This window comes from Methanocalculus pumilus (assembly GCF_055382585.1).
In genome coordinates this window covers 2,057,605-2,084,184 of the sequence record NZ_AP042393.1, presented here as the reverse complement: position 1 = coordinate 2,084,184, position 26,580 = coordinate 2,057,605, and the positions used below count along the sequence as shown (strand labels likewise).

25 protein-coding genes are annotated in these 26,580 nt (G+C 50.6%); 16 read left to right on the top strand and 9 right to left on the bottom strand.

Annotated elements, in window-relative coordinates:
• The first annotated feature begins 95 nt into the window (after positions 1 to 95).
• Positions 96 to 854, top strand: a complete 759-nt coding sequence (locus ACZ44I_RS10930) for an IS110 family RNA-guided transposase (protein ID WP_464576536.1) — start codon at positions 96 to 98, stop codon at positions 852 to 854.
• 33 nt (positions 855 to 887) lie between these two features.
• Positions 888 to 1,316 carry a group II intron maturase-specific domain-containing protein gene (locus ACZ44I_RS10925; protein ID WP_464549973.1) on the top strand — a complete coding sequence of 143 codons (429 nt, stop codon included), beginning with the start codon at positions 888 to 890 and terminating at the stop codon, positions 1,314 to 1,316.
• A 166-nt stretch (positions 1,317 to 1,482) separates the two neighbouring features.
• Here the strand turns inward: ACZ44I_RS10925 and ACZ44I_RS10920 are convergent, their stop codons facing one another.
• On the bottom strand, positions 1,483 to 5,196 hold the full coding sequence (locus ACZ44I_RS10920) for a CUB domain-containing protein (RefSeq protein ID WP_464576534.1): 3,714 nt from the start codon (positions 5,194 to 5,196) through the stop codon (positions 1,483 to 1,485).
• A 193-nt stretch (positions 5,197 to 5,389) separates the two neighbouring features.
• A complete protein-coding gene (locus tag ACZ44I_RS10915) occupies positions 5,390 to 7,096 on the bottom strand; it encodes an IS1634 family transposase (RefSeq protein ID WP_464549976.1) in 1,707 nt (568 codons plus the stop codon).
• 77 nt (positions 7,097 to 7,173) lie between these two features.
• Here ACZ44I_RS10915 and ACZ44I_RS10910 point away from each other — a divergent pair, with 77 nt between their 5' ends.
• The gene (locus tag ACZ44I_RS10910) at positions 7,174 to 7,407 is read left to right on the top strand and encodes a hypothetical protein (RefSeq protein ID WP_464549978.1); all 234 of its coding nucleotides are present in this window, start codon (positions 7,174 to 7,176) and stop codon (positions 7,405 to 7,407) included.
• Positions 7,408 to 7,519: 112 nt separating this feature from the next.
• Here the strand turns inward: ACZ44I_RS10910 and ACZ44I_RS10905 are convergent, their stop codons facing one another.
• Both ACZ44I_RS10905 and ACZ44I_RS10900 read right to left on the bottom strand, forming a co-directional pair.
• Positions 7,520 to 7,804, bottom strand: coding sequence for a chorismate mutase (locus tag ACZ44I_RS10905; protein ID WP_464549980.1), 285 nt, complete (start codon positions 7,802 to 7,804; stop codon positions 7,520 to 7,522).
• 45 nt (positions 7,805 to 7,849) lie between these two features.
• Entirely contained in the window at positions 7,850 to 8,806 is a 957-nt protein-coding gene (locus tag ACZ44I_RS10900) for a glucokinase (protein ID WP_464549982.1), read from the bottom strand.
• Between the two features lie 116 nt (positions 8,807 to 8,922).
• Between ACZ44I_RS10900 and ACZ44I_RS10895 the strand changes: the two genes are divergently transcribed.
• The 10 genes from ACZ44I_RS10895 (at position 8,923) to ACZ44I_RS10850 (ending at position 19,980) form a co-directional block, all read left to right on the top strand.
• On the top strand, positions 8,923 to 9,255 hold the full coding sequence (locus ACZ44I_RS10895) for an ATP synthase subunit B family protein (protein WP_464549983.1): 333 nt from the start codon (positions 8,923 to 8,925) through the stop codon (positions 9,253 to 9,255).
• A complete protein-coding gene (locus ACZ44I_RS10890; RefSeq protein WP_464549985.1) occupies positions 9,239 to 11,218 on the top strand; it encodes a V-type ATP synthase subunit I in 1,980 nt (659 codons plus the stop codon). Before ACZ44I_RS10895 ends, ACZ44I_RS10890 begins: the two co-directional genes overlap by 17 nt.
• The gene (locus ACZ44I_RS10885; RefSeq protein WP_464549987.1) at positions 11,215 to 12,669 is read left to right on the top strand and encodes a V-type ATP synthase subunit K; all 1,455 of its coding nucleotides are present in this window, start codon (positions 11,215 to 11,217) and stop codon (positions 12,667 to 12,669) included. Before ACZ44I_RS10890 ends, ACZ44I_RS10885 begins: the two co-directional genes overlap by 4 nt.
• Positions 12,670 to 13,281 (top strand): V-type ATP synthase subunit E, encoded by a 612-nt coding sequence (locus ACZ44I_RS10880; protein ID WP_464549989.1) that lies wholly within the window; start codon positions 12,670 to 12,672, stop codon positions 13,279 to 13,281.
• Positions 13,271 to 14,458, top strand: coding sequence for a V-type ATPase subunit (locus tag ACZ44I_RS10875; protein WP_464549991.1), 1,188 nt, complete (start codon positions 13,271 to 13,273; stop codon positions 14,456 to 14,458). Before ACZ44I_RS10880 ends, ACZ44I_RS10875 begins: the two co-directional genes overlap by 11 nt.
• Positions 14,455 to 14,772 (top strand): V-type ATP synthase subunit F, encoded by a 318-nt coding sequence (locus ACZ44I_RS10870; protein WP_464549993.1) that lies wholly within the window; start codon positions 14,455 to 14,457, stop codon positions 14,770 to 14,772. The genes ACZ44I_RS10875 and ACZ44I_RS10870 overlap by 4 nt, the downstream gene beginning before the upstream one ends.
• A 4-nt stretch (positions 14,773 to 14,776) precedes the next feature.
• Positions 14,777 to 16,531 carry a V-type ATP synthase subunit A gene (locus ACZ44I_RS10865; protein ID WP_464549995.1) on the top strand — a complete coding sequence of 585 codons (1,755 nt, stop codon included), beginning with the start codon at positions 14,777 to 14,779 and terminating at the stop codon, positions 16,529 to 16,531.
• Positions 16,531 to 17,916 carry a V-type ATP synthase subunit B gene (locus ACZ44I_RS10860; protein ID WP_464549997.1) on the top strand — a complete coding sequence of 462 codons (1,386 nt, stop codon included), beginning with the start codon at positions 16,531 to 16,533 and terminating at the stop codon, positions 17,914 to 17,916. Before ACZ44I_RS10865 ends, ACZ44I_RS10860 begins: the two co-directional genes overlap by 1 nt.
• Complete coding sequence (locus ACZ44I_RS10855; RefSeq protein ID WP_464549999.1) at positions 17,913 to 18,560, top strand: V-type ATP synthase subunit D; 648 nt, start codon at positions 17,913 to 17,915, stop codon at positions 18,558 to 18,560. The genes ACZ44I_RS10860 and ACZ44I_RS10855 overlap by 4 nt, the downstream gene beginning before the upstream one ends.
• Before the next feature lie 214 nt (positions 18,561 to 18,774).
• A complete protein-coding gene (locus ACZ44I_RS10850) occupies positions 18,775 to 19,980 on the top strand; it encodes an RNA-guided endonuclease TnpB family protein (RefSeq protein ID WP_464548791.1) in 1,206 nt (401 codons plus the stop codon).
• On the opposite strand, the gene ACZ44I_RS10845 is transcribed toward ACZ44I_RS10850, so the two are convergent.
• Together ACZ44I_RS10845 and ACZ44I_RS10840 are read right to left on the bottom strand one after the other, a co-directional pair.
• Positions 19,963 to 20,925 carry a DNA adenine methylase gene (locus tag ACZ44I_RS10845; protein WP_464550001.1) on the bottom strand — a complete coding sequence of 321 codons (963 nt, stop codon included), beginning with the start codon at positions 20,923 to 20,925 and terminating at the stop codon, positions 19,963 to 19,965. The two genes, ACZ44I_RS10850 and ACZ44I_RS10845, sit on opposite strands and share 18 nt — an antisense overlap.
• A gap of 196 nt (positions 20,926 to 21,121) precedes the next feature.
• Positions 21,122 to 23,194: a M3 family metallopeptidase gene (locus tag ACZ44I_RS10840; protein WP_464550003.1), complete on the bottom strand. Its 2,073-nt coding sequence runs from the start codon at positions 23,192 to 23,194 to the stop codon at positions 21,122 to 21,124.
• A gap of 239 nt (positions 23,195 to 23,433) precedes the next feature.
• Between ACZ44I_RS10840 and ACZ44I_RS10835 the strand changes: the two genes are divergently transcribed.
• On the top strand, positions 23,434 to 24,054 hold the full coding sequence (locus ACZ44I_RS10835) for a zinc metalloprotease (RefSeq protein WP_464550005.1): 621 nt from the start codon (positions 23,434 to 23,436) through the stop codon (positions 24,052 to 24,054).
• Between the two features lie 81 nt (positions 24,055 to 24,135).
• On the opposite strand, the gene ACZ44I_RS10830 is transcribed toward ACZ44I_RS10835, so the two are convergent.
• The gene (locus ACZ44I_RS10830; protein ID WP_464550006.1) at positions 24,136 to 24,462 is read right to left on the bottom strand and encodes a nucleotidyltransferase family protein; all 327 of its coding nucleotides are present in this window, start codon (positions 24,460 to 24,462) and stop codon (positions 24,136 to 24,138) included.
• 200 nt (positions 24,463 to 24,662) lie between these two features.
• On the opposite strand from ACZ44I_RS10830, the gene ACZ44I_RS10825 reads away from it, so the two are divergent.
• Positions 24,663 to 24,869, top strand: coding sequence for a hypothetical protein (locus ACZ44I_RS10825; RefSeq protein ID WP_464550008.1), 207 nt, complete (start codon positions 24,663 to 24,665; stop codon positions 24,867 to 24,869).
• A complete protein-coding gene (locus ACZ44I_RS10820; RefSeq protein ID WP_464550010.1) occupies positions 24,854 to 25,252 on the top strand; it encodes a type II toxin-antitoxin system VapC family toxin in 399 nt (132 codons plus the stop codon). The genes ACZ44I_RS10825 and ACZ44I_RS10820 overlap by 16 nt, the downstream gene beginning before the upstream one ends.
• Before the next feature lie 59 nt (positions 25,253 to 25,311).
• Here the strand turns inward: ACZ44I_RS10820 and ACZ44I_RS10815 are convergent, their stop codons facing one another.
• Positions 25,312 to 25,914, bottom strand: coding sequence for a flavodoxin family protein (locus ACZ44I_RS10815; protein WP_464550011.1), 603 nt, complete (start codon positions 25,912 to 25,914; stop codon positions 25,312 to 25,314).
• 31 nt (positions 25,915 to 25,945) lie between these two features.
• Positions 25,946 to 26,566, bottom strand: a complete 621-nt coding sequence (locus ACZ44I_RS10810) for a flavodoxin family protein (protein ID WP_464550013.1) — start codon at positions 26,564 to 26,566, stop codon at positions 25,946 to 25,948.
• Positions 26,567 to 26,580 lie beyond the last annotated feature (14 nt).

The window sequence follows — 26,580 nt, the reverse complement described above, 5'->3', positions numbered from 1 at the left end:
GGATATACAATGGATATCCATAATATTTAAATCTTACTGGCGCCCAGTCTGCCACAGGGGTTCGAAAAGAAGAAGTGTTAGTTCAAGTGGAAGTCATGGATCCCTTTCGGAGATACTGGGTCAAGAGAAAGACATTTGATGAGATATTTGCACAACTCTCTCATCCCGGCATCGTGAAGAAGAGAGAGAAGATTGAAGCTGCTATTTGCGGGGAATTAACGGAGAACGATATATTTGGCATTCAGTCTGCACATCGCATGCTTCAGCAGATTGAGAAGGAGATAGATATCCATCTGTCACGTATGGTTGACCTGTTTGAGAATGATCCAGAGCAGATCAATATCCTTCTCAGCATTCCAGGAATTCAACTTCAGTCAGCATCGATGATACTTGCCGAAATTGGTGATGTAACCCGATTCCACTCAGCCAAACAAATAGTGCGTTATGCAGGTCTTGATCCACGTGTTTCTGAATCTGCCGGTAAAACACGGATGGGATCCATCAGTAAACAAGGGAATAAACATCTCAGAACATATCTGGTCGAGTGCGCTTCAGCGTTGTCCAGAAGCAAGGATAACATGTTTCGTCAGTTCTATGAGCGGATTAAACGGAAGAAAGGACATAAGCAAGCAGTCGTAGCGGTGGCTCGAAAGTTGCTGACCATCATCCATCATCTGCTGACAAACAAGGAGATGTACGAAGATCCACTTATGACAAAACCAAAGCAGATCAAAATACCAAAACTCAAAACACGCCAACCCATCAACCTTACCAATGCATCTCAGATGCTCAAGAGTGTGATGGCAGGGATTGCAGTAAAGACAAAAACAATTGATGTATATCCACACACTTAAGTGGCAGATGACATTGATTTAAAAAAATAGGTGATGTTTTCATATCAGGCGCAAGCATGGTCACAGGACGCCTTGATAAAGACATTAAACCCAATTATACGAGGATGGGCAAACTACCATCGTCATAACGTCGCCAAAGGGACATTTAAGAAACTGGACAACTATCTCTGGACTGTAACATGGCAATGGGGAAAACGACGACATTCCGACAAGGGTTTCAGATGGATTGCAAACAGATACTGGAAGTCTGAAGGGGAAAGGAACTGGGTTTTCCAGACAAAGGAGAACACTCTTATCCAATTCTCGGATGCGTCAATCCGGAGGCACAATTTCCCTAAACTCGATGCGAATCCGTATCTTGACAGGAAATATTTCCTCGACAGAAAGGAACGTATGAGACGTCAAACACCATGGATTCAAACAAAATTATCCTATTTTGCGTTGACGCCCAGCAATGGGTAGAGGAATGCGCGAGCCTACTGCGGTGAAAGTCGCAAGGTGGGTTCCTGGAAGACGGGGTGGGAGCAATCCCACCTTGTTATTCGACTTGAAACTGGGGAAGCTGGATTTTAAACTACCCACATAAAATAGCGAGGAGGCAAAAATGAGATGGGGATCAGTTCCCCCTTCATCCCATGACTGGCACAACAACGGGGATATCGGTGGGGAGACCAAACTGTTCTCTTACACCATCTTTAATGATCCACAGACCATTCCGGTAGACTCCGATCTTTCCATCCACTACAACAGGGATGTCGGTTGGTGTACCATAGTTTGTTCTGGTTCCATCTTTGAGTATCCAGAGACCATTTCGGTAGACACCGATTGTCCCATCAACGACAACCGGTACATCAGTGGGTGTCCCAAATTGTTCCCGTGTACCGTCTTTGAGTATCCAGAGACCGTTCCGGTAGACACCAATTGTTCCATCCACCACAACAGGGATGTCGGTTGGTGTACCGAATTGTTCTCGAATTCCATCTTTTACGATCCATAGACCATTCCGAAATACACCGATCTTCCCATTGACTACAACGGGGATATCGGTTGGTGTACCATAGTGTGTCCGGGTTCCATCTTTGAGGATCCACCAGCCATTCCGGTAGACGCCACTTAATACTGTTGACTCTTTATATTGTCTATTTTCCAAAAATGTAATTGGGTCCTCCCACCCGATGTTTCTGGGATCGGTGCTGAGTGTTGTCCTACCCCAGCCGTTACCGCCTACTATGAAGTCATTGATATTGTCTTTTGTATTAATTCCAAAGTGTAAATGATCTGGGTTGCCCCCTGCACGAATAATCCCGATGACCTGACCCCTGTCTACTGTACTTCCCACTTCTAATCCCCTACCAGCGGTGTTTATGTGCCCATACACAGCAAAGAACTGCCCATCCAGGCTATCATGCTGGATGATAACAGCCTCATTATAGCTTCCTAAACCGTAAAACTGGATGACCTCGCCATCAGCAATGGCGTGCACATCCCAACCAGTAACATCTTCTCCGGATGCACTAACAAAATCCACGCCAGTATGTCTCACCTTCCAATAATCAGAATAATGCTGAGAGTCAAAATCGTAGTTTGGATGCGTCCAGAGTTGGGTATTTATCCCCATGGGGTTGAACCAACCATTTGCAGCAGCATTCTCCCAATTGACTATGTATCGTCCACCGGATGGCTGTTCACCTAGGGTGGTAAAACTCTCATGGTTATCTGCATCCATTTGGTGTTTAGAATCCCCCACTCCTTGAGAGTCTTGATGAACTGCACGATAATAATAGGTAGTGCCCGGATTTAACCCTGTAAGTGTATACTCATAGTTCGGACTGGCTGCAGTAACCGAAGTATGACCAACTTTTGTTTTTCCGACATTTCCTCCTTCATATCTGAAACAGACATCATACGTCTTGCCAGGCTCACCATCCTGAAGATGGCCATGCAGGGTAGCGGTAGTTTCAGTGATTTCAGTCGCAGGATCAGTGTGGAGTTTTGGTTCATCATCTGATTCTGGAGCACTCAATTCAAGTCGATAGAATTTATGGTTTCCAATTTGTTTAACAAATTTTTGTTCATCCACCCAGTATGGTGGTGAAATAGATATACTATAGAAATGATCTGAATTTAATGTAATATCATCATTTTTATTGCCTGATATAACATTTCCTGCAATATCATACGACCTTCGCCAGTTAGTTTCATCATGAATAAGTGGATTTTGAATGATTACAAAATTAGGATCATCTGAATTGAAACAACTAAATTGTTTATCCTTTAGAATAACGCTATGATAATCACTACCCCACCATCGCGGATTATCGGCCCTATTACGAATCACCCAACCTACAGCCAATTTACCCTCATCGGGTTCACCTCTTGCCTCACCAAATATGGCTCTAGCTAAAAGTATCTGGACTGGATCATCATTAAAATCACCGGTCCATTCCGGATCATCAACAGTTGGCTCTGGATCAACTGGAGGAGGATATATGATACCTTTATCTGTCTCGATCTTGTCAATCAGGAATCCGTATGCTGTTCCAGCGTTATTTGTTGTTAATCTGACTTTAAGTGTGTCAGTGGATTGCCATTCGGTCCAGACTTTTTCCTGTGAAGTCCAACCTCTATATGTAACCAGTAAGTTCCACTCATCATCATAAATTCTGATAGTGTCATAATAACCGTCTAATTCGAGTTTATCAAAGTGAATTCGTACCTGGTCGGCACCGGGTTGCGAGATTGTCCAGGTGTAATCAAAATCATTGGCATAGGGATGATATGATTCAGCGAAATGCTCAGTTGACGGGATTGTATCATCTCTATACTCGATCTTGTCAATCAGGAATCCGTATGCTGTTCCAGCGTCATTTGTTGTTAATCTGACTTTAAGTGTGTCAGTGGATTGCCATTCGGTCCAGACTTTTTCCTGTGAAGTCCAACCTCTATATGTAACCAGTAAGTTCCACTCATCATCATAAATTCTGATAGTGTCATAATAACCGTCTAATTCGAGTTTATCAAAGTGAATTCGTACCTGGTCGGCACCGGGTTGCGAGATTGTCCAGGTGTAATCAAAATCATTGGCATAGGGATGATATGATTCAGCGAAATGCTCAGTTGACGGGATTGTATCATCTCTATACTCGATCTTGTCAATCAGGAATCCGTATGCTGTTCCAGCGTCATTTGTTGTTAATCTGACTTTAAGTGTGTCAGTGGATTGCCATTCGGTCCAGACTTTTTCCTGTGAAGTCCAACCTCTATATGTAACCAGTAAGTTCCACTCATCATCATAAATTCTGATAGTGTCATAATAACCGTCTAATTCGAGTTTATCAAAGTGAATTCGTACCTGGTCGGCACCGGGTTGCGAGATTGTCCAGGTGTAATCAAAATCATTGGCATAGGGATGATATGATTCAGCGAAATGCTCAGTTGACGGGATTGTATCATCTCTATACTCGATCTTGTCAATCAGGAATCCGTATGCTGTTCCAGCGTCATTTGTTGTTAATCTGACTTTAAGTGTGTCAGTGGATTGCCATTCGGTCCAGACTTTTTCCTGTGAAGTCCAACCTCTATATGTAACCAGTAAGTTCCACTCATCATCATAAATTCTGATAGTGTCATAATAACCGTCTAATTCGAGTTTATCAAAGTGAATTCGTACCTGGTCGGCACCGGGTTGCGAGATTGTCCAGGTGTAATCAAAATCATTGGCATAGGGATGATATGATTCAGCGAAATGCTCAGTTGATGGGATTGTATCATCTCTATACTCGATCTTGTCAATCAGGAATCCGTATGCTGTTCCAGCGTTATTTGTTGTTAATCTGACTTTAAGTGTGTCAGTGGATTGCCATTCGGTCCAGACTTTTTCCTGTGAAGTCCAACCTCTATATGTAACCAGTAAGTTCCACTCATCATCATAAATTCTGATAGTGTCATAATAACCGTCTAATTCGAGTTTATCAAAGTGGATTCGTACCTGGTCGGCACCGGGTTGCGAGATTGTCCAGGTGTAATCAAAATCATTGGCATAAGGGTGTTCAGACTCAAAGCGTATTGACTCTGAACCACTTACAAGAGATGATTCTATGATGTTCGATGATTCATCTGCGATATGGGCGTTGATGTTCAAATCCCCCACTAAATCTTCACATCTTAATGAATCGTCTATTGAATCAACTGCTAGATCTAATGAGATTCTAGCATCCGAAGTGATATTTATATCAAATTCTCCTTCAAGCTGTTCATCTAGGTCTGCCCCTCCCCCTGCAACCAAAGAAGTGCAGAGAAGAAGAATGATTACCAAACTACCAAAAAGTTTCAACGACCTCATCCTGCTATCACCCATCGTTTCACTTACTAAACGCCGATCCATTTGTGAGAGGGGGTTGCTGGAATGGTATTGTAGTAATTGATGGCTCTATCCCACAGGTGCACCAACGTTGATATCCGTTGATTATTTTATACAACGATAAAGATAGTGATCTGTTTTTCAGGGAGGGTGTTTTCATCCTGACTTTCCGGTTTTATAACCCACTCTGACTCAATCTCCTCTCCCCGAACAGATCCTTGAACCCCATCGCCTTCAGCTGCTCCTTCATCTTATCCGTCAGGTTGAGATACCAGAACACCTTTCTTTGGCCTGCACTCACCACTTCGACATATTCAACACGTTTCAGCCGTTTCAACAGCTCATCGAACCCATAATCCCTCTTCTTCTTTGGAACCAGATTCAGCTGGTAGTCATACACCTTCCGGAGCCACAGTGCCATCATGTTCACAAAGAAGATCGCCCGAATCCGGTGGTTCTTCCAGTGACGGACAGGAGCAATCTTCAGATGCGTCTTCAGCGTCCTGAATATCTTCTCGACAAAATCCTTCTCCATATACTCGTTCACCACCTCTGTCGCCTTCAAAGAGGTATCAGTCGAATACAGGAGGTATTTCCCATCCAGATCAGCCGCCCTGTCAATCGCTGCCTCGTTATACTCCCATGAAATCGCACACCGTTTCCCGTTCTGAAGAACATCAACTGTGAAAAAGTCAGCATACTGCCCAAGAATGCCAGCAATACTCTCTTCAACCTCCTCCTTCGTCAGACCCTTCATATTCCCGGAAAACTCCTGCAATTCAGCATCCAGCTCAGCCAACATCGCATTTCTTGAATCAATTGACTCCATCCTCTTCGCATGGTTGACATACACAACTCCGGCATCCTCCCTGCCAAAAAGTGTTCCTTTTGCCCTGGTTGCATACAAGGAACTGGTGCCGGTTGATCTTACCCGGTTGGTAACCTTTGTTGGAACATCAGTCTGCAGAAGCAGTGATTGTGCCTGGTTTGATCCTTTCTTCACGCCACAGATCAGGTTCCAGCCAAGTGCCTCAATATCCCGGACCGACTCTTCCGAGGTATTTCCCCGGTCCCAGATCAGTGTCCCCGGCTCATAGGAGAGATCCAGCAGCTGTACCAGGAGCTCCTTTACCGATGACATTGAGTTGAAATTGCCCGGCAGCACAAAGAATGAAACCGGCACTTTATCCCATTTTGAGACGAGAATACAGAGATTGATCTGTTTCTGGTTCGCCTTCTTAGAATTGTAACCCTTCTCTCCAAGCTCATCGCCGGAGCCAAAGATCAGAACCGGGGTGAGATCGTAGGCAACGATCTCTTGTGCAGCATCAGGTAACGGATGAAGTGATCGCCATTGGGTATAGAGCGAGTCACAGATGAGATGGCTGAAGTCGGTGAACCCATCAGCTGTAGAATCCTTGAAACAGACTCTGTCAAGGGATGAATAGAAGGCATGTTTGGTGAAGTACTCTTCCGGCAGTTCCATGAGATCGGGCAGAGTCGTTGTCTGGATCCATTCACCCACGTTATTTGCGCTATCGGGATTGAGTGCTTTATTGATGGCCCATGCAGTGAGGATTTTACCGGGTGATCTTCCCTCGACCTGCCCCTCTCCACAACAGATCTGATCGATAGTCTTCGGCATATTCAGTGTTGAATTGGCAATAGACCACATGAGCTGGACATCGCCTGCCCGTTTTGAATGTTCAGGATACAGTGGTGTCTCGATATGGGTTGACTTCTTTGGGAGTGGCACGCCTCGTTCATCTCCTTCTTTTCCGAGGTATTTGATGAACCGGGTCTTGGACTTTCCCTCCTCCCTGTATGACTCATAGAGTGCGAGGTATACGGCATCCTTCTTCTTAATCCGTTTGACGTGCATGCAAGTTATAATTATAACCCACAACATGATAAAGCTTTCTGTCCATATTGAAGAGATCTCGGGAAAATGAGTTGAATGTGAAGCGAGATGTTGAAGGGGTTGATAGCGTTGAAGTTAGAAACTCACAAAGTCAGGTGACAAACAAGGAGATGTACGAAGATCCACTTATGACAAAACCAAAGCAGATCAAAATACCAAAACTCAAAACACGCCAACCCATCAACCTTACCAATGCATCTCAGATGCTCAAGAGTGTGATGGCAGGGATTGCAGTAAAGACAAAAACAATTGATGTATATCCACACACTTAAGTGGCAGATGACATTGATTTAAAAAGGAGGTGATGTTTTCATATCAGAGATATTGTCATTTGTATTTATTTCACTCACTTTTTTTTATTCCTTTATACTGTGAAACACTCCATCACGGCAGGTTCCCATCCCCCATGCACCCTCTCTGCTTATCCTCGCTCATCACGACAAGCCTGTTAAAGATCTCCCGTACACCTGTTGGATCGATACCCGCCTCAACCGCCCGATCCACTGCCCGGGCGATCACCTGCTCCCGTTGTGCGGGGTCGACCGGCGGCCGGCCCGCCTTCACCTTCTCATGTGCCATCATTCCGGCCAGCGACTGCCGCCTTTTGATCAGATCGACAATCCCGGCATCTATTGTTGCAATCTCCTCGCGGATATCATCAATGGTCATGTGGAATCTCTCTCACCCGGTAAAATAAAAAGCCTCCTGATCAGCTCATCCTCTGAGCTTCACCATGCCGTACCGGGCTGCTCCAAAGAGACCCACATCTTCGTCAAAAACAAGGTAAATGGGGATTGTTTTGAGCATATCCTGGTAATGCGGAGCATCTATGAACTCCTCCCGGAAAGAATCGTTCATCACGAGGAACGGATTTCTCATCGCAACACCGCCGGTGATGAAGAGGCCGCCGGTTGAGAGGGTACTGAGCACATAGTTTCTGCATGCACGTGCATAGAACCGGGCAAAAAACTCTGTTGTCTCTGAATCAGGTCCTATTCTCCTGACAACCTGATTTGGAGGAAGCGTCTCGCCGGTCAGCCATGCATGCAGGTGGGAAAGGCCGCCCCCGCTCACAACCAGATCGTTATGCAGGTAACTGCTGCCGGTTCTCTCCATGAGATACTCCATGAAATGAGCCTCATCGCCTCTAGAGAATGGGAAGGCGGCATGGCCGGCCTCTGAAGGAATAACACAGATACTATCTCCCGCTCCCTTTCGGATTGCGCAATGGCCAAGGCCGGTTCCGGCGCCGACAACTGCAATGACGCCGCCATCCTCGGATCTCCCTGCCTGTATCACCTCTCTCGCAAGCCCTGTCTCCAGCAGGCAGGCATATGCCTGGGCAACAAAATCATTGATCAGGTGGATCTCTGTTCCCGGCATCTTTGTTTTGAGGGTGCGTATATCAGCCAGCCACGGAACATTGGGCAGTATTCCAAGCACGCCTTCCCTGATTAATCCCGGTACCGCAAGCACCATCGCCTCCCATGAATAGCCGGAAGCCGGGGCTGCATATGTGAGAGCTTCTTCGATCAGATCGTCAAATGAACTGAAACTGCTCGTGGTGAGCGAAACAGCATTCAGCCGGGATATGGTACCATCATCACCAAAAGTGAACCCGGCGAACCTGCTGTATGTGCCGCCGATATCTGCTGTCAGGATTCCCTGCATTGATGCTTCCCCGATCTGGCAAATCTTCTGCCGGATATCATCTCTCCTCTCTATGATCTGATAAAGGATACTGTGAGGGCGTAGGTTAATAACGGGGTCAATCTATAAACACAATCATGCCGGTTCATGATATCGAGGCTGTCCTGAAGGTGGAGGAAGAGGCGATCTCACGGATTCGTGCTGCTGAGGATGAGGCAGAAAAAGCAGTCAGTTCCGCCAGGAAAGAAGCGGCAGCATATATCGAAGATGAACTTAAGAAGGCTTCAGCAGAGGCCGAAGAAACCATTAATCGTGTAATACAGGATTCTGAGGGAAAAGCCCGAAGAATCGCTTCTGAAACGGATCGGCGTGTTGAAGAGATTACGACTGCTGCTGCCTCACGAAAGGATAGGGCGGTTTCTGCAATCATAGCCGCAGTCACCGGAGGGGAGGATGTTCTATCCGGCTGAGATGCAGAAGGTGACGGTGGGGATCCATCGCCGGTATGCAGCACCGTTCCTCTCTGCTCTCCATGAAGAAGGGATTCTTGAACTGACCCCGATCACCGGTGACGAGCACCTCCTCCACCTCATCTCACCGGTGCAAAGGGATGAGATCCGGCAGGCACTCGCAGCTGCCCAGGCCCGGACCGAGCGTGCTGTGGAAGCGCTCCATGATCACAGGGAAGAGCAGGGGAGGATCACCGGTTTCTTCTTCCCGGATCGGAAATCCCCGGTTCCGGCAGAGGGATCTGATCCCGCCTCACTGCTGAAGGTGGTGGATCGATATAACCCGGTGATCTCGGAGATCCTCTCCTGCCGGGTTCGCCGTTCAGCTATCCATGAGCGTTTCGCACGCCTTGATGAAGAGGAAGAGCATCTTCTCCTCTTTCGGTGCGTTGGAGAGTCCCTCCCTCCGCGTGAGCCCTCCCGTTTTATCACTGTCCGGGCAGGGCTCATTCCAACCGGCGAATGCGAGGATTTAAACGCACTTTTTGAGGAAGAGGGAATATCAGAGGCAATTGCGCACTCAGCATGCAGGTTGGAGGAAGAGGGGATGATCGCAGTTGTCCTTGCGCATTCATGTGTTGCCGAAAGAGTTGATGCACTCCTCCGTTCAAGGGGTTTTGCGGATTTTACCTTCGGCGATCATGGGAGTTCTGTTCCAGAGGCGCTCGAGCATATCCGGAAAGAGAAGAGCGCTCTCCATCAGGAAGATGAAACGATACAGAATTGTCTGCGGGAAAAAAGCTCAGAATACCTTCAACTGCTTGCCGGGCTTGCAGAGGACCTCGGAATTGCCCGGGATGCAGTTGATGCCGCCGCCCTCACCGGCTCAACCCGCGATCTCAGGCTCTATTCAGGCTGGATTAAAAGCCATGATCTCCCTCTCCTTGAGAAGATCGGGGATCTTCATGCAGGTGGCACCATGATCTACCGTGCTGTTCCGGGGAAGGACGGGGATGCCGCTGTTCCTGTTGCATACAACCATCCACGCTGGCTCTCGCCGTTTAGCTCCCTCACCACGACATTTGCCCCGCCCCGGTATCGTGAGGTGGATCCGACGGTTTTTATTGCTCCGATTCTCGTCATCACCTTCGGGGTGATGCTTGGGGATGCGGGGTATGGGCTGCTGCTTGCACTGGTTGCCGCAGCCCTCCTTGCAGGCCCTGCACGATACACGGGGTCTACCCGTGACTTCTCGTTCATCCTGTTTGCCTGCGGTATCTCCGGCATTCTCTTCGGTATCGTACAGGGGGGCTTCTTCGGGGATCTCCTCCCGAGATTCTTCGGCATATCCCCGCCCTTCGTATTAATCGATCCCCTGATGGATCCGATCACCATCCTCACAGCAGCCCTTCTCTTTGGGATTTTTCACCTGAACATGGGTCTTGGGATCGCTGCATACAGCAATATCAGGACAGGCGAGTTCATGAAGATGCTCAAAGAACAGGGGGTCTGGTTCCTCCTCCAGCCCTGTGCAGCAATTCTTCTCTTCGCATTCTTCGGGTGGGCAGAGATTCCCCTCCCCCTCCTCTTTGCATCGGGAGCAGGAGCAGCAGCAGCCGCTGCAATGATCCTGATCATCGAAGGGCCGCTTGGCTTCTTCAGTATCACGGGCTTCCTTGGGGACTGGCTGAGTTATACAAGGATTCTTGCGCTCGCACTTGCAACGGCAGGGATTGCGATGACCGTGAATATCCTCTCTGAGATGATCGGATCTGTCCATCCGTATCTCGCAATCGTTGTGGTACTGTTTGCAGTCGGCGGCCACCTGGCAAACTTCCTGCTTCAGGCCCTGGGCGGATTTATCCATGCCCTCCGGCTCCAGTATGTCGAGTTCTTTGGCCACTTTTATGAAGGCGGCGGCCGTCTCTTCCATCCATTTGCAACGGATCGGAAGAAGACAATTCTTCCGGAGGATGAATCATGATACCTGAACTCACACCCGGATTTATTCTGGCAGTCACCGGTGCCGGGCTCGCGGTAGGACTGTCTGCCATCGGATCCGGCATGGGTGTCGGTATTGCCGGCGCCACCGGTGCCGGAGTGATTGCCATCAAGCCCGGGAAGTTCGGGCAGGCACTTGTCTTCCAGGCGGTTCCCCAGACACAGGGGATGTACGGCCTTCTGGTTGCTGTTTTGATCCTCATCTCGACCGGGGTGATCGGCGGTGTCGGGGACCCGGTATCCACCCCGATGGGGCTTGCTGCTCTTGGTGCCGGATTAGCGGTTGGTCTTGCCGGCCTCTCTGCCATCGGGCAGGGTATTGCTGCATCTGCCGGGATTGCTACAAGCTCTGAGGATGATACGGCTATGGGGAGATCCCTTGTCTTCTCGGTGATCCCCGAGACGCAGGCGATCTATGGACTCTTAGTTGCGATCCTGATCATGGCGTTCTCAGGAATTCTGGCGGGTGATGCTGTTGCGACGATGGCGACCGGGCTTGCCGCGATCGGCTGCGGCCTTGCGGTTGGTCTTGCGGGTCTCTCTGCCATCGGGCAGGGTATTGCTGCTGCTGCCGGCTCCGCCTCAACAGCTGAGCATGAAGGTGCATTTGGCCGTGCCCTCGTCTTCTCTGTAATCCCCGAGACACAGGCGATCTATGGGTTACTGGTTGCGATCCTGATCATGGCGTTCACCGGGATGATTGCAGGCGGCCCGATCTCGGATATTTCAATTGGGATTGCCGCAATCGGGTGCGGGTTTGCGATCGGCCTTGCGGCACTCTCTGCCATCGGACAGGGCATTGCTGCTGCTGCCGGAGCTGCTGCAACCGCTGAGAAACCGGAATCATTCGGCCGCTCCCTTGTCTTCTCGGTGATCCCCGAGACGCAGGCGATCTATGGGTTACTGGTTGCGATCCTGATCATGGCGTTCACCGGGATGATCACAAGGGATATTGTTCCAACACTTGCTGCCGGTTTTGCTTCGATCGCCTGTGGGATTGCGGTCGGCTTTGCCGCAATCTCCGCCATCGGTCAGGGTATCGCGGCATCTGCCGGGATCGCGACCACATCCGAGAGGGAGGAGATGTTTGGGAAGGGGCTCGTCTTCTCGGTTATCCCGGAGACACAGGCGATCTATGGGTTGCTGGTTGCTATCCTTATCATGGCGTTTACCGGGATCATCACCCGTGATGTGACGGCAACAGCGGCCGCGGGCCTTGCCTGTATCGGATCGGGTTTTGCCGTCGGCCTTGCCGGACTCTCTGCTATTGGGCAGGGGATGACGGCAGCTGCCGGGATCGGTGCTGTTGCACGGCGGCCTGAAGCGATGGGGCAGAGCCTCGTCTTCGCGGTGATGGCAGAGACGTTTGCAATCTTCGGCCTGCTGGTTGCGATTCTGATTATGTTTGGGATCGGGCTCTTTGGAGGTCTCTGAATGGGGCTTGAGACGATCATCTCCTTAATTGAAGCAGAGACCGAAGAGGAGATCGCGAGGATCAGGCAGAAGGCAGAAGACGAGTGCACTGCGATCCGGGATGCTGCCCGGGAGAGAGCCGGCCGTGAACGTGAGCATATCCTCCTTGATGGTGAACGCAAAGCCCTCCGGGCAGAACGAAAAATCCTCCTCCAGGCAGAATACGATGAGATGAAAGCACTCAGGGATGCAAGATGGCAGGGGATCCGGGAGGTCTTTGTTGCTGCTGAGGAAGAACTGGCAGCTATTCCATCAAAACCTGATTACCCGGGTATCCTCCGTTCCCTCATCATTGAAGGGAGGGAGATTGTCGGGGGAGGAGAGATTGTTATCCTTTGCCGTGCTGCTGATAAAAAAGCGGTTGAAGATGCAGCAGAAGGACTTGACGGGGTTGCGATCCGATCCCTCCCTCTCCATGATCCCCGGATCCAGTCAGGCGGGGTGATCGTCACCTCCGCTGATACTCCCATCAGGTGCGATCAGACCTTTGAGACACGGCTGGACCAGATGCGGGATGGCCTGACACAGAAGGTCTCTGCGATCCTCTATGGAGGTGAAGGAGATGGATATTGATCTGATCTTCTCAGAACTCTTCACAGGAGAAGGATCAGGGATTATCCTGATTGGATTTGTCATTGCGTTTTTTATTGCAGTCTTTGTGGCAGTCTCTGCGGGATGGTTCAGGATTATCCTGAGTATCGCCTCGTTTGCCTATCCCTCAGCACGGGTCAGGGCGATGGGAAACCCGCTTGTGACGGCAGATGGTGCGGATACCCTCTCAAATGCCTCTGATCTCCTTGATCTCTTTGAACGGGCGGCGCGGTCCGGCCACATAATCGATTACCGTGAGGGGATGGGTGCAGACGATACTGAACGGCTGATCCGGCAATACCATTATACCCTGCTTGGCAACCTCGCTGTATCTGTCCCGGATGCGATTCATCCCCTGATACTTGGGTATATCCGGGTCTGTGAAGCAGAGGAGGTTGCTACTGTCCTGAGGGGAATTGGCGGTGGTCTTCCGGGGGATCTGATCGAGAAGTGGGCGGTTCCAATCGGCGCATTCTCCGGCTCAGCGATCAGGAAAGCCGCCCACTCCGGATCTGTTGAAGAGGCGGTCCAGCGGCTTGACAGGTCAGGTGTCCTTCCCGGAATTCGTGATCTCTGGAAGACGGTTGGCGAACAGAACGGATACGCGGTATTCGAAGCGTCACTTCTCTCAGATACCTATCGTTCCCTGATGATGACTGCCCGCGGGATGGATGAATCCCAGTATGAGCCGGCTGTCCTGATGGCCGGACGGATGATAGACTGCGAGAATCTAAGGATTCTTATACGCGGACTGCTGTATGGTGCAGATGGAGCAGCAATTGAACCATTCCTCATCCAAAGGGGAGGCTTTGAGATCTCAGATGATATGCTCAGAAACCTTGCACGATCTGCTGATCTTGTGGAGCTTGTCTCGCAGATCAGGGAGACGATGTATGGGTCATATATCGAGCCTTTCATTGAGCAGGTGAAGAAGAGCAGGGATCCGGGTATAATTGAGATGAGCCTGTCACAGTGTCTGCTTGATATTGGCAGGATGGTGAGCAGCCAGTATCATCTCGGGAGCGGGCCTATCCTCCGGTACCTGATGGCGATTGGCATCGAGTGCCAAAACCTGCAGGCGGCTGCTGCCGGGATTTTATACCATGGTTCTGAGGAAACGATACGAAGGCAGATGGTGGTGGAGGTGAGCATGAGATGAGGATCGTGGCAGTTGGTGATCGGACAGTCACCCTCCTCTGCCGTCTCGGCGGTGTGGCAGAGACGATCCGGTGTGAGGATGATGCCTCTGCCGAAGCCGCATTGAAAGAGCTTCTTATGGATGAATCAGTCGGTATCGTCCTTATACAGGATCGGTATGCACGGCCGCTCATCGGCCTTCTTGACGAGCATGGGCGGTCACAACGGGTCTATCCGGTTGTTGTAGAAATACCGGGTCCACATGGTCCGGTGAAAGGGGACGATACCATAACCGAAGCGATCAGGCGTGTTGCCGGCCGGGGGATACCAGGGTGATTGGATGACAGAGAGCAGTATAATTCGGATTACAGGACCGGTTGTCGAGGCTGACCGGATGCGTGGAGCACAGATGTATGAGGTCGTCTTTGTCGGGGAGGATGGTCTCATCGGCGAGATCATCGGGCTGCATAACGATACCGCAACCATCCAGGTCTATGAGGATACCACCGGCATCACCCCCGGTGAGCCGGTCAGGCGATCCAAGATGCCGCTCTCGGTGGAGCTTGGACCCGGCCTTCTTGAGATGATCTATGATGGTATCCAGCGGCCCCTGACAGAGCTTGGTGAGATCTCCGGTGATTTCATCGTCCGTGGGGTCACGGCTCCGGCGCTATCGCGTGAAAAGAGGTTCCATTTCACTCCCTCGCTTTCAGAGGGGGACAAAATTTCAGCCGGTGCGGTGATCGGGTCGGTTCCTGAGACGAACCACATCCTTCACACAATCCACCTCCCCCCGGATCTCTCGGGAACGGTGGAGCGGATCGCATCCGAAGGCGACTATACCGTTGATGAGACGATCCTCTGGCTCAGGGATGCAACCGGCACAGAGATGGAGATCACAATGCTCCAGCGATGGCCGGTTCGGGTGCCCCGGCCGATACAATCAAAGCTTCCTGCGATCCGCCCCCTGATCACGGGCCAGCGGGTGATTGACTCCTTCTTCCCGATTGTCCAGGGAGGAACTGCCGCTGTGCCAGGACCCTTTGGTGCCGGCAAGACGGTTGTCCAGCACCAGCTTGCCAAATGGTGCGATGCCGATATCATCGTTTATGTCGGCTGTGGTGAGCGGGGGAACGAGATGGCAGATGTGCTTCGGCAGTTCCCGGCTCTTGTCGATCCAAAGACAAAAGAGCCGTTGATGAAGAGGACGGTTCTGATCGGGAATACCTCGAATATGCCGGTTGCAGCCCGCGAGGCTTCGGTCTATACCGGGATCACAATTGCGGAATATTACCGTGACATGGGGTATTCTGTTGCCCTGATGGCAGATTCGACCTCCCGATGGGCTGAGGCGATGCGGGAGATCTCAGGTCGGCTCGAAGAGATGCCGGGCGAACACGGCTACCCTGCCTATCTCGGCTCCCGGCTTGCGGACTTCTATGAACGGGCGGGGCGTGTGAAGACGCTCTCCGGTGAAGAGGGTTCGATCTCGGTGATCGGGGCGGTCTCGCCGCCGGGTGGAGATTTCTCCGAGCCGGTGACCCAGAACACGCTCAGGATCGTCCGGGTCTTCTGGGCGCTTGATGCCGATCTCGCTCATCAGCGCCATTTCCCGGCAGTGAACTGGCTCCTCAGCTACTCGCTCTATTCGGATCTCGTTGCTCCATGGTGGGAGAAGCACGGGGGGGGAAAATGGGGGAGGATGCGATCAGATCTCCTCGCCCTCCTCCAGAAAGAGAACGAACTCCAGGAGATTGTCCAGCTGGTCGGTCCCGATCTCCTCCCCGAAGAGGACAAGTTCACGCTGAATGTAGCTACCATCCTGAGGGAGTCGTTTTTGGTGCAGTCCGCATTTGATCCGGTCGATACCTTCTGCCCCCCCGATAAGCAGTATCGGATGATGACCCTGATTCACCGCTATTACCGGCTGGGAAAGCGGGCAGTTGGTGGGGGGATGAGTTCGGCAGAGGTTCAGCAGCTTCCGGTGACTTCCCGGCTCTCCCGGATGGGTCCGATGCCGCATGAGGAATTTGAGTCGTTCTATCCGGAGACTCTTGAAGCATTGGATGCTGCATTTCCCGGGGGTGATGACTGATGCCGCCGCTCCGGGAGTTCCAGTCTGTTGTCCGGGTTGCAGGACCGATCCTTGCCGTATCCGGGATCGATGATGCCGGGTATAACGAGGTGGTGAAGGTTCTCCTCCCCGATGGCACAGTCCGGACAGGACAGGTTCTTGAGTCGAGGAAAGGTATGGCGATCGTGATGGTCTTCGGAGGAACCCGTGATCTTGACTGTGATATCACCGCTGTCCGCTTCACCGGCAGGCCGATGACGATGCCGGTGAGTAAAGAGATGCTCGGAAGGATCTTCTCGGGATCGGCCGAACCGATCGATGGCGGAGGAAGTGTCGTTCCGGAGAAGGAGATGGAGATCTCCGGCTATGCAATCAACCCGACGAAACGGGAATTCCCGCAGGATTCGATCGAGACCGGGATCTCCGCAATCGACGGGATGAATACGCTTGTCCGGGGGCAGAAACTCCCGGTCTTCTCAGGATCAGGCCTGCCGCACAGCCTCCTTGCCGCACAGATCACCCGGCAGGCACGGGTACGAGGGTCTGATGAATCGTTTGCGGTCGTCTTTGCAGCGATGGGGATCACCCATGAAGAGGCCCGCTTCTTCATCGAGGAGTTCTCAGAGACCGGGGCACGGGCCCATGCGGTGATCTTTCTGAATCGTGCTGATGATCCTGCGATCGAGCGGATCGTCACCCCAAGGCTTGCCCTGACCGCTGCCGAATACCTGGCATTTGATCTTGGGATGCATGTGCTGGTGGTGATGCAGGACATCACCGCATACTGCGAGGCGCTTCGTGAGGTCTCGGCTGCCCGCGAGGAGATACCGGCCAGACGAGGGTATCCGGGGTACATGTATACGGATCTGGCATCGCTCTATGAACGGGCAGGCAGGGTGAAAGGCAGGCCCGGCTCGATCACCCAGCTTCCGATCCTCTCGATGCCGGATGATGATATCACCCATCCTGTGCCTGATTTAACCGGGTATATCACCGAAGGCCAGATCGTCCTCTCACGCGAACTGCACAGAAAAGGAATCTATCCGCCGATTGATGTACTCCCCTGCCTGTCACGGCTGATGCAGGGAGGAATCGGGGATGGGAGGACACGGGCGGATCATGCGAATGTCTCAAGCCAGCTCTATGCCGCCTATGCCCGGGGCCGGCGGCTTGCCGGGCTTGTGGCGGTGATCGGCGATGAAGGGCTGACTGATGTTGACCGTCTGTATCTGACCTTCCTTGATCGGTTCGAGCATGAGTTTGTAGGCCAGAAGCGGGATGAGGGGAGGTCGTTTGATGAAACCCTTGACCAGGCATGGGAGCTCCTCTCTATCTTCCCAAAAGATGAGCTGAAGAGGATCGATCCAAAGTATATAAACGACTATTACCGGGGTGGCACCGGGTGAGCAGGAGGCTCCCTCCCGGCACACGCCCGACACGGATTGAACTGCTGAAGTCCAGAAAAAGGCTGGTTATCGCGGAGAAGGGGCATGAACTCCTCAGGGAGAAGCTTGATGCGATGGTGATGGAGTTCTTCTCCCTTACAAAACGCCGGGATGAGCTGAGGAGGAAGATGGAGGAGGCATTTGCAGCGGCATATCCCGCCCTCTTTGCAGCAGAGATGGCGGCGACACACCGGGAGGTGGAGAGCTGTGCTGCCGTGGAGCGGAGCATCCCCGATATTCCGGCAATTAAGAAGGGTATCATGGGGGTGGGTGTTCCCCGGTTCGATCTCCCGGATCCGCTCAGGGAGGGGCGTGTCCCCGGATACGGCTTCTCGGTAGCTACAGGGAGGCTGGATTTTGCTTCTGATCTTGCAGAAGAGGCAGTTGCCACCGCCATCCGTCTCGCCGAGGTGGAAGGCGCACTCCTCCGCCTCTCGTCCCGGATCACGTCAGTCCGGCGGCGGGCAAATGCCCTTGATTCGATCATGATCCCACAGCTGAAAAGAGTCATTGCATATATCTCGGATTATCTTGAGGAGATGGAGCGGGAGGATCTCTTCAGGAGAAAACGGACCAAGGCACGGGGGGAGGAGCGGCGATGGTGAATGAGTACCTGCCACTCCTGTATCTGGTGCTTGGGGTTGCCGGGGTGCTGACGGTTGCGATCGGTGGGATTGTATTGATATTGATTGTGATTGGGGTCATCTGATCCGAATCTTCACTCTTCTGTTCAACTAAAATGGCAAGGAGTCCCCTTCCTTTAGGTAGGGGAGGAATTGCCTCAGATACCTTTATATAGTCACTTGAAAATTATACTATATGCAACAAGTGAAAACCATTCCGTTAAAGTTGTATAATTACGGGGGAGAGTTAAACGCTCTCGTCCAAAGTTATACATCAGGGATGAACTATGTTTCCACTGTTGTATATGAACATGGTAAGCCTATGGGTTCTGACAAAATCCAAAAACGGGTTTATCAGGACGTACGAAACCTCGGATTACTCAGCCAGATGACCTGTAATATCTGCCGCCAGGTAGCAGGAACCTACAAAACCTTGAAAGAACAGATTAAAACAGGTCAGGCAGAATGGCAGGAGATCCAATACCGTCCCACAAATGTAACCTTCTCATATAGGCGGGATTTTACTATCACGAAAGAATGGGTGAGCATCACCACATTGGATGGTCGAAAAAAATATCCATTCCACATGTATTCTTCTGCCGAACAGTATTTTGACGGTTCATGGGAATTTACCGCATCGAAACTCGTTAAACATAAAGACGGCTATTATTTCCATCTCTCCGTATCCAGGACCATCCCCGATCCCCCCGAATTGGATACAGCATCCACATTCATGGGGGTTGATGTTGGAATGAACTGGTTAGCCGTCGTCAACACCACAGACAACAAATGCAGGTTTTTCTGCGGTGGAGAAGTCAAGAACCTCAAAAACATCTATTCATCCATGCGAGCAAGGTTACAAGCCAAAGGCACTTTATCTGCAAAACGAATGTTGAAACATATATCAGGTAAAGAAAGACGGCTCATGGCAAATATGAATCATAACGTGTCCAAAGAGATTGTTCAGTTTGCACTCGATAATAATGTTAATTGTATCGGATTAGAAGATTTAACAGGCATCCGTACAAACACCATCCACAAAACCCGTAAAGAAAACAGGTATCAGAAATCATCGTGGTCATATTATCAGTTACACTTTATGATCGAATACAAAGCGAAAACCGCGGGTATTCGTGTCGAATATATTGACCCTCAATATACTTCGCAGACATGCCCACGATGTTATCACATTAACAAATCGAACCGTAATGGTTTGTCTTTTACGTGTAAATGTTGTGGATATACGTTACACTCTGATCTTATCGGTGCAAGGAACATCGAATTGCGAACACGTGATTCCAGGTATATCCTGGAATCACAGGGGTGTGAAGTCAGCCACCCAGACGAGTGTCCTGAATTTTTGCAGAGCCTCAAGCCCCGTCCTTTAGGGCGGGGTAGTTGACCTCTTTGAAACCGGATAATTCGTGATGATCAGCTCGTTGATTACACCCCTCCCCGCACCATTTGAATTGATCGTCCGTGTTGCAGGTACCCGTTCGATGGTGAAGCCGGAATAGAGATCATCAAAGAAGCAGTCCTCGGGATCGGTGTTTTTGGGATCTGAATTAGAGAGCATGACTTTTGCTCCTTTCCGGTCAAGCTCCCGGAAGAATTCGGCGAGCCGTTTCTGATCGCCCTCGTCAAACCCATCCTTAGCATATGAGGTGAATACAGCAGTCTTCTCGTTGAGGGGGCGGTAAGGGGGATCGAAATAGACAAACGTCTTCTCATCCACGACATCCCGGCAGCTGGTGAAGTCTCCCTGCCCGATTGTTGTACCTTCGAGGAGTTTTGCGACATTCCGCAGGTTCTCCGCATTCAGGATATCGGGGTTTTTGTACTTTCCAAAGGGAACATTGAATTCGCCTTTTTTGTTCACCCGGAAGAGCCCGTTGAAACAGGTGCGGTTTAAAAAGATAATCCATGCAGCACGAGTGATCCACTCCGGGTTGTATTCGGAAAAAGAGATGCTGGTGAGCTGCCTGTTGAAGCTCTCCCTGATCTCATAAAAAAGTGTTTTTCTTCCCTCTTCATCCTGCGTGTAATATTCAGATTTCAGTTCTTCGAGTCTCTCGATCAGTGCTTCTGCATCCTTCTGAATGACAGAATAGCAGAGGGTGAGCTCGCAGTTGATGTCAGAGAGATATGACTCTTGTATGGTGTGTTGTTCGTGCAGGGCAAAGAAGAGCGCGCCCCCGCCGATGAAAGGCTCGACATACCTGGTGATCTCCCCATTAGCAATCCCTGGCGGGAGGCGGGAGATAAGTTCCGGCAGAAGCTGTGTTTTTCCGCCCGCCCATTTGAGAAATGGGTGTGCCTGTCCTGGTGTTCGTTTTGGTCTGGGCATTGATTATGTATCTCCTGAGTGTTAGATCCGGCTTCTGTGTTATCTGTATGTGCGGAGAACAAAAAAAGTCACCAGATTGAAACCGGGGCTCCAGCCTTCGGGGTGATTGAATATGGTTTCTGGTGAAGGATGATGGAGATGTTCTATCTGGTTTCTGCAACCTTCATGGAGGGGAATGCGGGGTTTTTGGATTGGGTCATTCGTTTATCCTGAGGAATCGGTACAGCGGCCCGACTCCCGGCTCCTCTCCGAGGAAGTCTGTCAGGAGTACCATGCCGTCTGCCATATTTCCTCTCTCAAGCACCGTTCTCCGGTATGTCATTCCTGTTGTCCGGTTCGTCATGCCGTCCTCTTTGAAGCGCTCGACGATATTCATCGCATACACTTTCGACCAGAGATAGCTGTAGTACCCGGCATCGTATCCGCCCATCAGATGGCTGAAGCTGGCTGGATGTTGTGTTCCCTCTATTGCGGGTATCCCACGCAGCTCTAAATGCAGCTCCTCATAGATCCGGACGGTGTCAACGGGCCCGTCTGTAGAGTGATAGATCATATCCTGTAGAGAATTGAGGAGTTGTGAGGAGAATGAATATCCTTTCCCAAAATTTTCAGAGGCGATGACCCGATCCCGAAGATCCGGTGGGATCTTCTGTTCCGGATCTGTATAATGGCCGGAGATCGATTCCATGATGGCAGGATCATATATCCACTCTTCGAATGCCTGGGACGGGGTTTCTGCAAAGTCCCACTCGACCTCGAACCCTGAGAGTGTGCCATATGGTGCACGGGTGAGGAGATTATGTGTGGCATGGCCCATCTCGTGGAATAAGGTCCAGATTTCATCCATTGTTAACAGGGTAGGCTTGCCCTCCTGCGGGGGGTTGAAGTTTCCGACTATCGCCGCAGATGGTTGTGCATACCCCTCTTCAGTCATCCTTCCGCTTGTAAGGCCAAAAATGATGAAATGATTGTACTTTCCCTCGCGTGGATAGAGATCAAGATAGAGGTGTGCAATTGTCGTTCCATCCGCCTCATCGCTGATTTTGAAGAGCCGGACATCGGGATGCCATACTACTGGATTATTGACTTCCTCAAAGGTTATCCCATAGAGGGATTCGTAGATCTCAAACAATCCATTCAGTACCCGGTCAAGGGGGAAGTACTCTTTCACCTCATCCTTGCTGTACCCGTACTCTTCGGTTTTGTAGATCTCGGTGAGATAGGTTATGTCCCAATGATCGAGCGATTTGGCACCAGGATCAATCCGTTGTTTGATTGAGAGAAGGGTGGCAAATTCAGCTTCCCTCTTCTCCCTGAGGGGATCCTTTAGATCATTTAAGAATTCCATCACCGAGTCCGCATCTCCTGCCATCCGGCCGTCGATCTGGTAGTCTGCCCAGGTATCATAGCCGATTTCACGGGCAACCTTCTGGCGAAGCTGGATGGCTTCTTCAAGGAGCGGGATGTTTCTGTCTCCCTGCATGGCATTGTCTGCAGCAAGCATCCGCTTTCGTGTTTCACTCTCATCTGCATAGCTCATTACTGCGATATAATCGGGATAGCTTGTCGTGACGATGTAGTCTCCCGTTTCTGTCCGGCCAAAACCTGCCAGTGCAGATGGGGGGAGGCCGCGGAGTTCTTCTTCTGAGAAGAGTATGGTTGTATTATCACTGTTGAGGTTAGCGTTGTACTCTGCCTCAAGTGCAGCAATCCTGTTTTTCATCCTGATGACCTCCTCAAGCCGATCATTGTCGAGGTGAAGCCCCTGCTTCTCGAATCTTCTCAAAATAACATCACGGAGACGCATCTCCTCGTCTGTTCGTGGTACCTGATCTGATAATGCATCATAGAGATCCCGGCGGGCATAGGTTTCTGTTGCGAATATCGATAAGGCTTCATCGGTGGCCATCCCCTCTTCCCGGACGGTTGCATCGGGGTGGACATATCCCATCACTGACATGGGGTATACTGCATCCGTATAGTCGGTGAAGATGTGGTCAAAAGCAAGGAAGGTATTCTCAAATGTCCGCTCTTCCTGTGGGATCCGGGCTATTGCATCGAATCCGTCTCGTGCCATGTTTTCTGCCTCTGCATAGAGGAGGGGGATCTCGCCAGGAGCATAGTCTGCCTTCATCGGCTCTTCTGTCTGAGTGGCTGGGATCTCTGGCTGTCCCTCACTAAGGCATCCCGCTGATCCCACAAGTGCACAGAGGATCAGGAGGAGAGAGATGGTGAAGATGAGTTTTCCGGGTGATGGGATAGTTCTCATGGTGTTCATTCCGAATCTTCAAGCTTATGAGATATTTTGCAGAAGAAGAGAAAATATGTTCTGATACCGCTTCTTTCATGAGAGTTTTCACCTCTCTCCCGCACACTCCCCTCTCGTCTATCTCTTAGGGAAGGAATACCCGGATGATTGACTCGTTCCGGCGAATGGTTGATTCTGTGATGGATGGAATTTGATCTGAATGAGAAACCCTATCTCTTCATGCAACAGAAATATACAGTATGTTGGAACGTATCTCGACACGTGAGCGCAAGGATCTCGGCATCGCCTGGCTTGCGCTTGCTCTGGCGTTCACCCTTGCGCTCGTCGGCGGATTTTCGGCAACAGGTGTGCATCTTGGAACCGCCGCCCTCTTATTCCTCCTCTCGCTGATAACGGTCGGGGTGGGCTTTGTGCTCCATGAGCTTGCACACAAGTTCACGGCGATGCGGTATGGGTACTGGGCGGAATTCCAGAAAGATAACCAGATGCTCCTCGTTGCAGTAGCAATTGCCGCTCTTGTCGGGGTCGTCTTTGCCGCACCCGGCGCCACGATGATCTATGGCCCCACCCTCTCAAAGAGGGAGAATGGGGTGATCTCGGTTGCCGGACCGCTGACAAACCTCCTGCTTGCCATCCCCTTCGGCCTTCTTGTGATCGGGGGAACGATGTTTGATCTGGGGTGGTTTGTGATCCTCGTCGGCGCAGTCGGTGTCAAGATCAACGCGATGCTCGCTGCCTTCAATATGCTCCCGATCGGACCGCTTGACGGGAAGAAGGTGCTGGCATGGAATCCGGCGATCTTTATTGTGGTGATTGCAGTCTCGTTTGTGCTCCTGTTCGGGGCGCTGTTTTATCTCTGATTGTGCGGGGTTAGGGGTGTGGGATTTTCTCCCCATTCTTATTCTATTGAATCATATGGCTGATATAAAAGGCATCTGTCTTCAAATCCAGATCACCTCATCAATAACGACCGGTCGGATTCTGGAATCGAGTGCATGTTCTGCGATAAGCTCGACGTTTTTGCCAAAAATATCTTCAAGATAAAAAATACATTGCATGAATGTACGAAACCGCTCTTTCTCCTCTTCAAAAGAGACAAGAAGATCTATATCACTCATCTCACCGGCTTCATCCCGTGCATATGATCCAAACAATCCGATCCGTTTGATTCCAAATCGTCTCTGAAGTGTTGGCATCTCTTGTTTCAGCCTGTTTATAATCTCCCTCTGATGGAGGGATCGGGTTCCCCTCTTTTCGATTATATTCACTGCCTTACCCCCTGCCATGAAGAAATGCGTATTCCATGGTTATGAAATGATCGAGGATTGTTTTCGTTACTTTGCTAATCTGAGTTTTGATTGCTCTTTTATCTCTTGATTCCTTTGATCATCACAGCTTTCGTTTCAACGAGATTGATCAATGATACATCGGGATAACTATATTCTCCCGAAACAATAACAGGAATATAATGAACGACATCCAGTATGTGTATGACGCGAGCGGTCACAAAAAAAGTGTCATCATTCCAATAGAACTCTGGGAGCAGACACTTCAGGTTCAGAAACCCCGGATCTCCCCCTGCAATCCTCAGGAATACTATGGAATTTACCGTGACATCATCAAAAACCCGGATGAGGTTGCCCGGTCACTTCGGAGAGAATGGAATCGCATATGACCTCATACCTGCTTGATACAAATATTCTAATCTATTATCTGGCTGGAGCTATTCCGGATGAAGAGAGATCGTTTATCGAAAGAGTCATTCTGGAATCCTTTAATATTTCAATAATAACCCGAATTGAGCTTCTTGGGTGGAAAGGGCATAACCCTGAAGGTCTGGAAAAAGCAAAGAAGCTCCTCGATTGTGCACGGTGCCTCCCTTTGACAGTTGCAATTGCAGAGAGTACCATCGACATCCGAACCTATGCCAACATCTCACTTCCTGACGCTGTCATCGCTGCATCAGCTTTATCCCTGAATGCAATTCTCATTACGAGAAATGAAAAAGACTTTGATGGTGTTCCGGGTTTGGTTGTTTATAATCCATTCTCAAAATAAACAAATCTACCCGAAAAACCTCGTACAAACGTCTCAAAGGTGCGAAAAGCTGCTTCTTCTTACTTTTCTCTAACAATCTTCTCAAGCTCCCCCACAACCTTCCTTCCTCTCTTCTTCGCATCCTCAAGCGCTGTTGGGTGCCCTTTGATCCCCTTATACTCGTCCATATTGTTTGCGATGATATTGTCGGTGTATTCGAACCCGATATCATTGAAGAATGCGGTTAGAACAGGGTATGCCCCGTCAAAGACATGATCCCAGTTCTGGCCGGCGGTTGAGATGAAGAAGCCTTTGTGCCGTTTGATATGCTCGTACTCAAAATAGAGATCCTTCAGGATGAACTTCCTTGCCCAGTAGACCTGCCCCCGGTCGATGAGAGCCTTGAGTTCAGCGGTGATCCCCATCGAATAGATCGGCGAGGCGAGGGCAACGATGTCGGCTGCAAGAATTTCGTCAAAGAGCGGGGTCAGGTCATCTTTCAAGACACATTTCCCGGTCTTGTGGCAGGCATTGCAGCCTTTGCATGAGGTGAATTCGAGGTCACGGAGGATCACCTTCCGGGTCTCTGCACCAGCCTCCTCCGCACCTGCGAGGAACGCATCAAGGAGCGTCTCGGTATTGCCGCCCTTCCTCGGGCTTCCCGAGATCCCAAGGGCGTTCATCGTCTCTCTCCATTCATATGCTCATCTCTCATCAAAGACGCTCTCCCTTCATCTTTCGCATGGTGGCGATCACTTCATCTGCAAGCGCCAGTGCGTCCGTTTCTGCGGTTGGATGATCGTTTATTGCTCCTTTCTCATCCACGTTATTTATCATCAGGTACCGGATATCCTTGTTCTTCACATCGATGACATTAAAGAGGCATTTGACCGAAGGAATCGCGGCATCAAAGACATAATCCCAGTCCTGCCCGGCAGATGCGAGGAAGATACCAATCCGCTTCCCTTTCCGTTCAGGCGGTACAACCGGCAGTTTCAGGACAAATTTCCGTGATCTGAAGACCTGTGCCCGGTCGATGAGGGCTTTTGGCTGGGCCGCAATCCCCATGCAGAAGATCGGCGAGGAGAGGATGATGATATCTGCTTCGATTATCTTCTCCTCAACCCAGACGATATCATCCTTCTGGATACATGCATTCAGTTTCTCACAGGCATTACATCCTTTACAGGGTGCGATATTGATATCGGCGAGGGCGTGCTTCTCCACCTCAACATCGGGCTGCTTCTCCATCTCTTCGAGCACCCAGTCGAGGAGCGTCTCTGAATTGCCGTGGCGGCGGGGGGAACCGGCGAAGGCGAGGACCTTGATAACCATACCAGAAGATTATC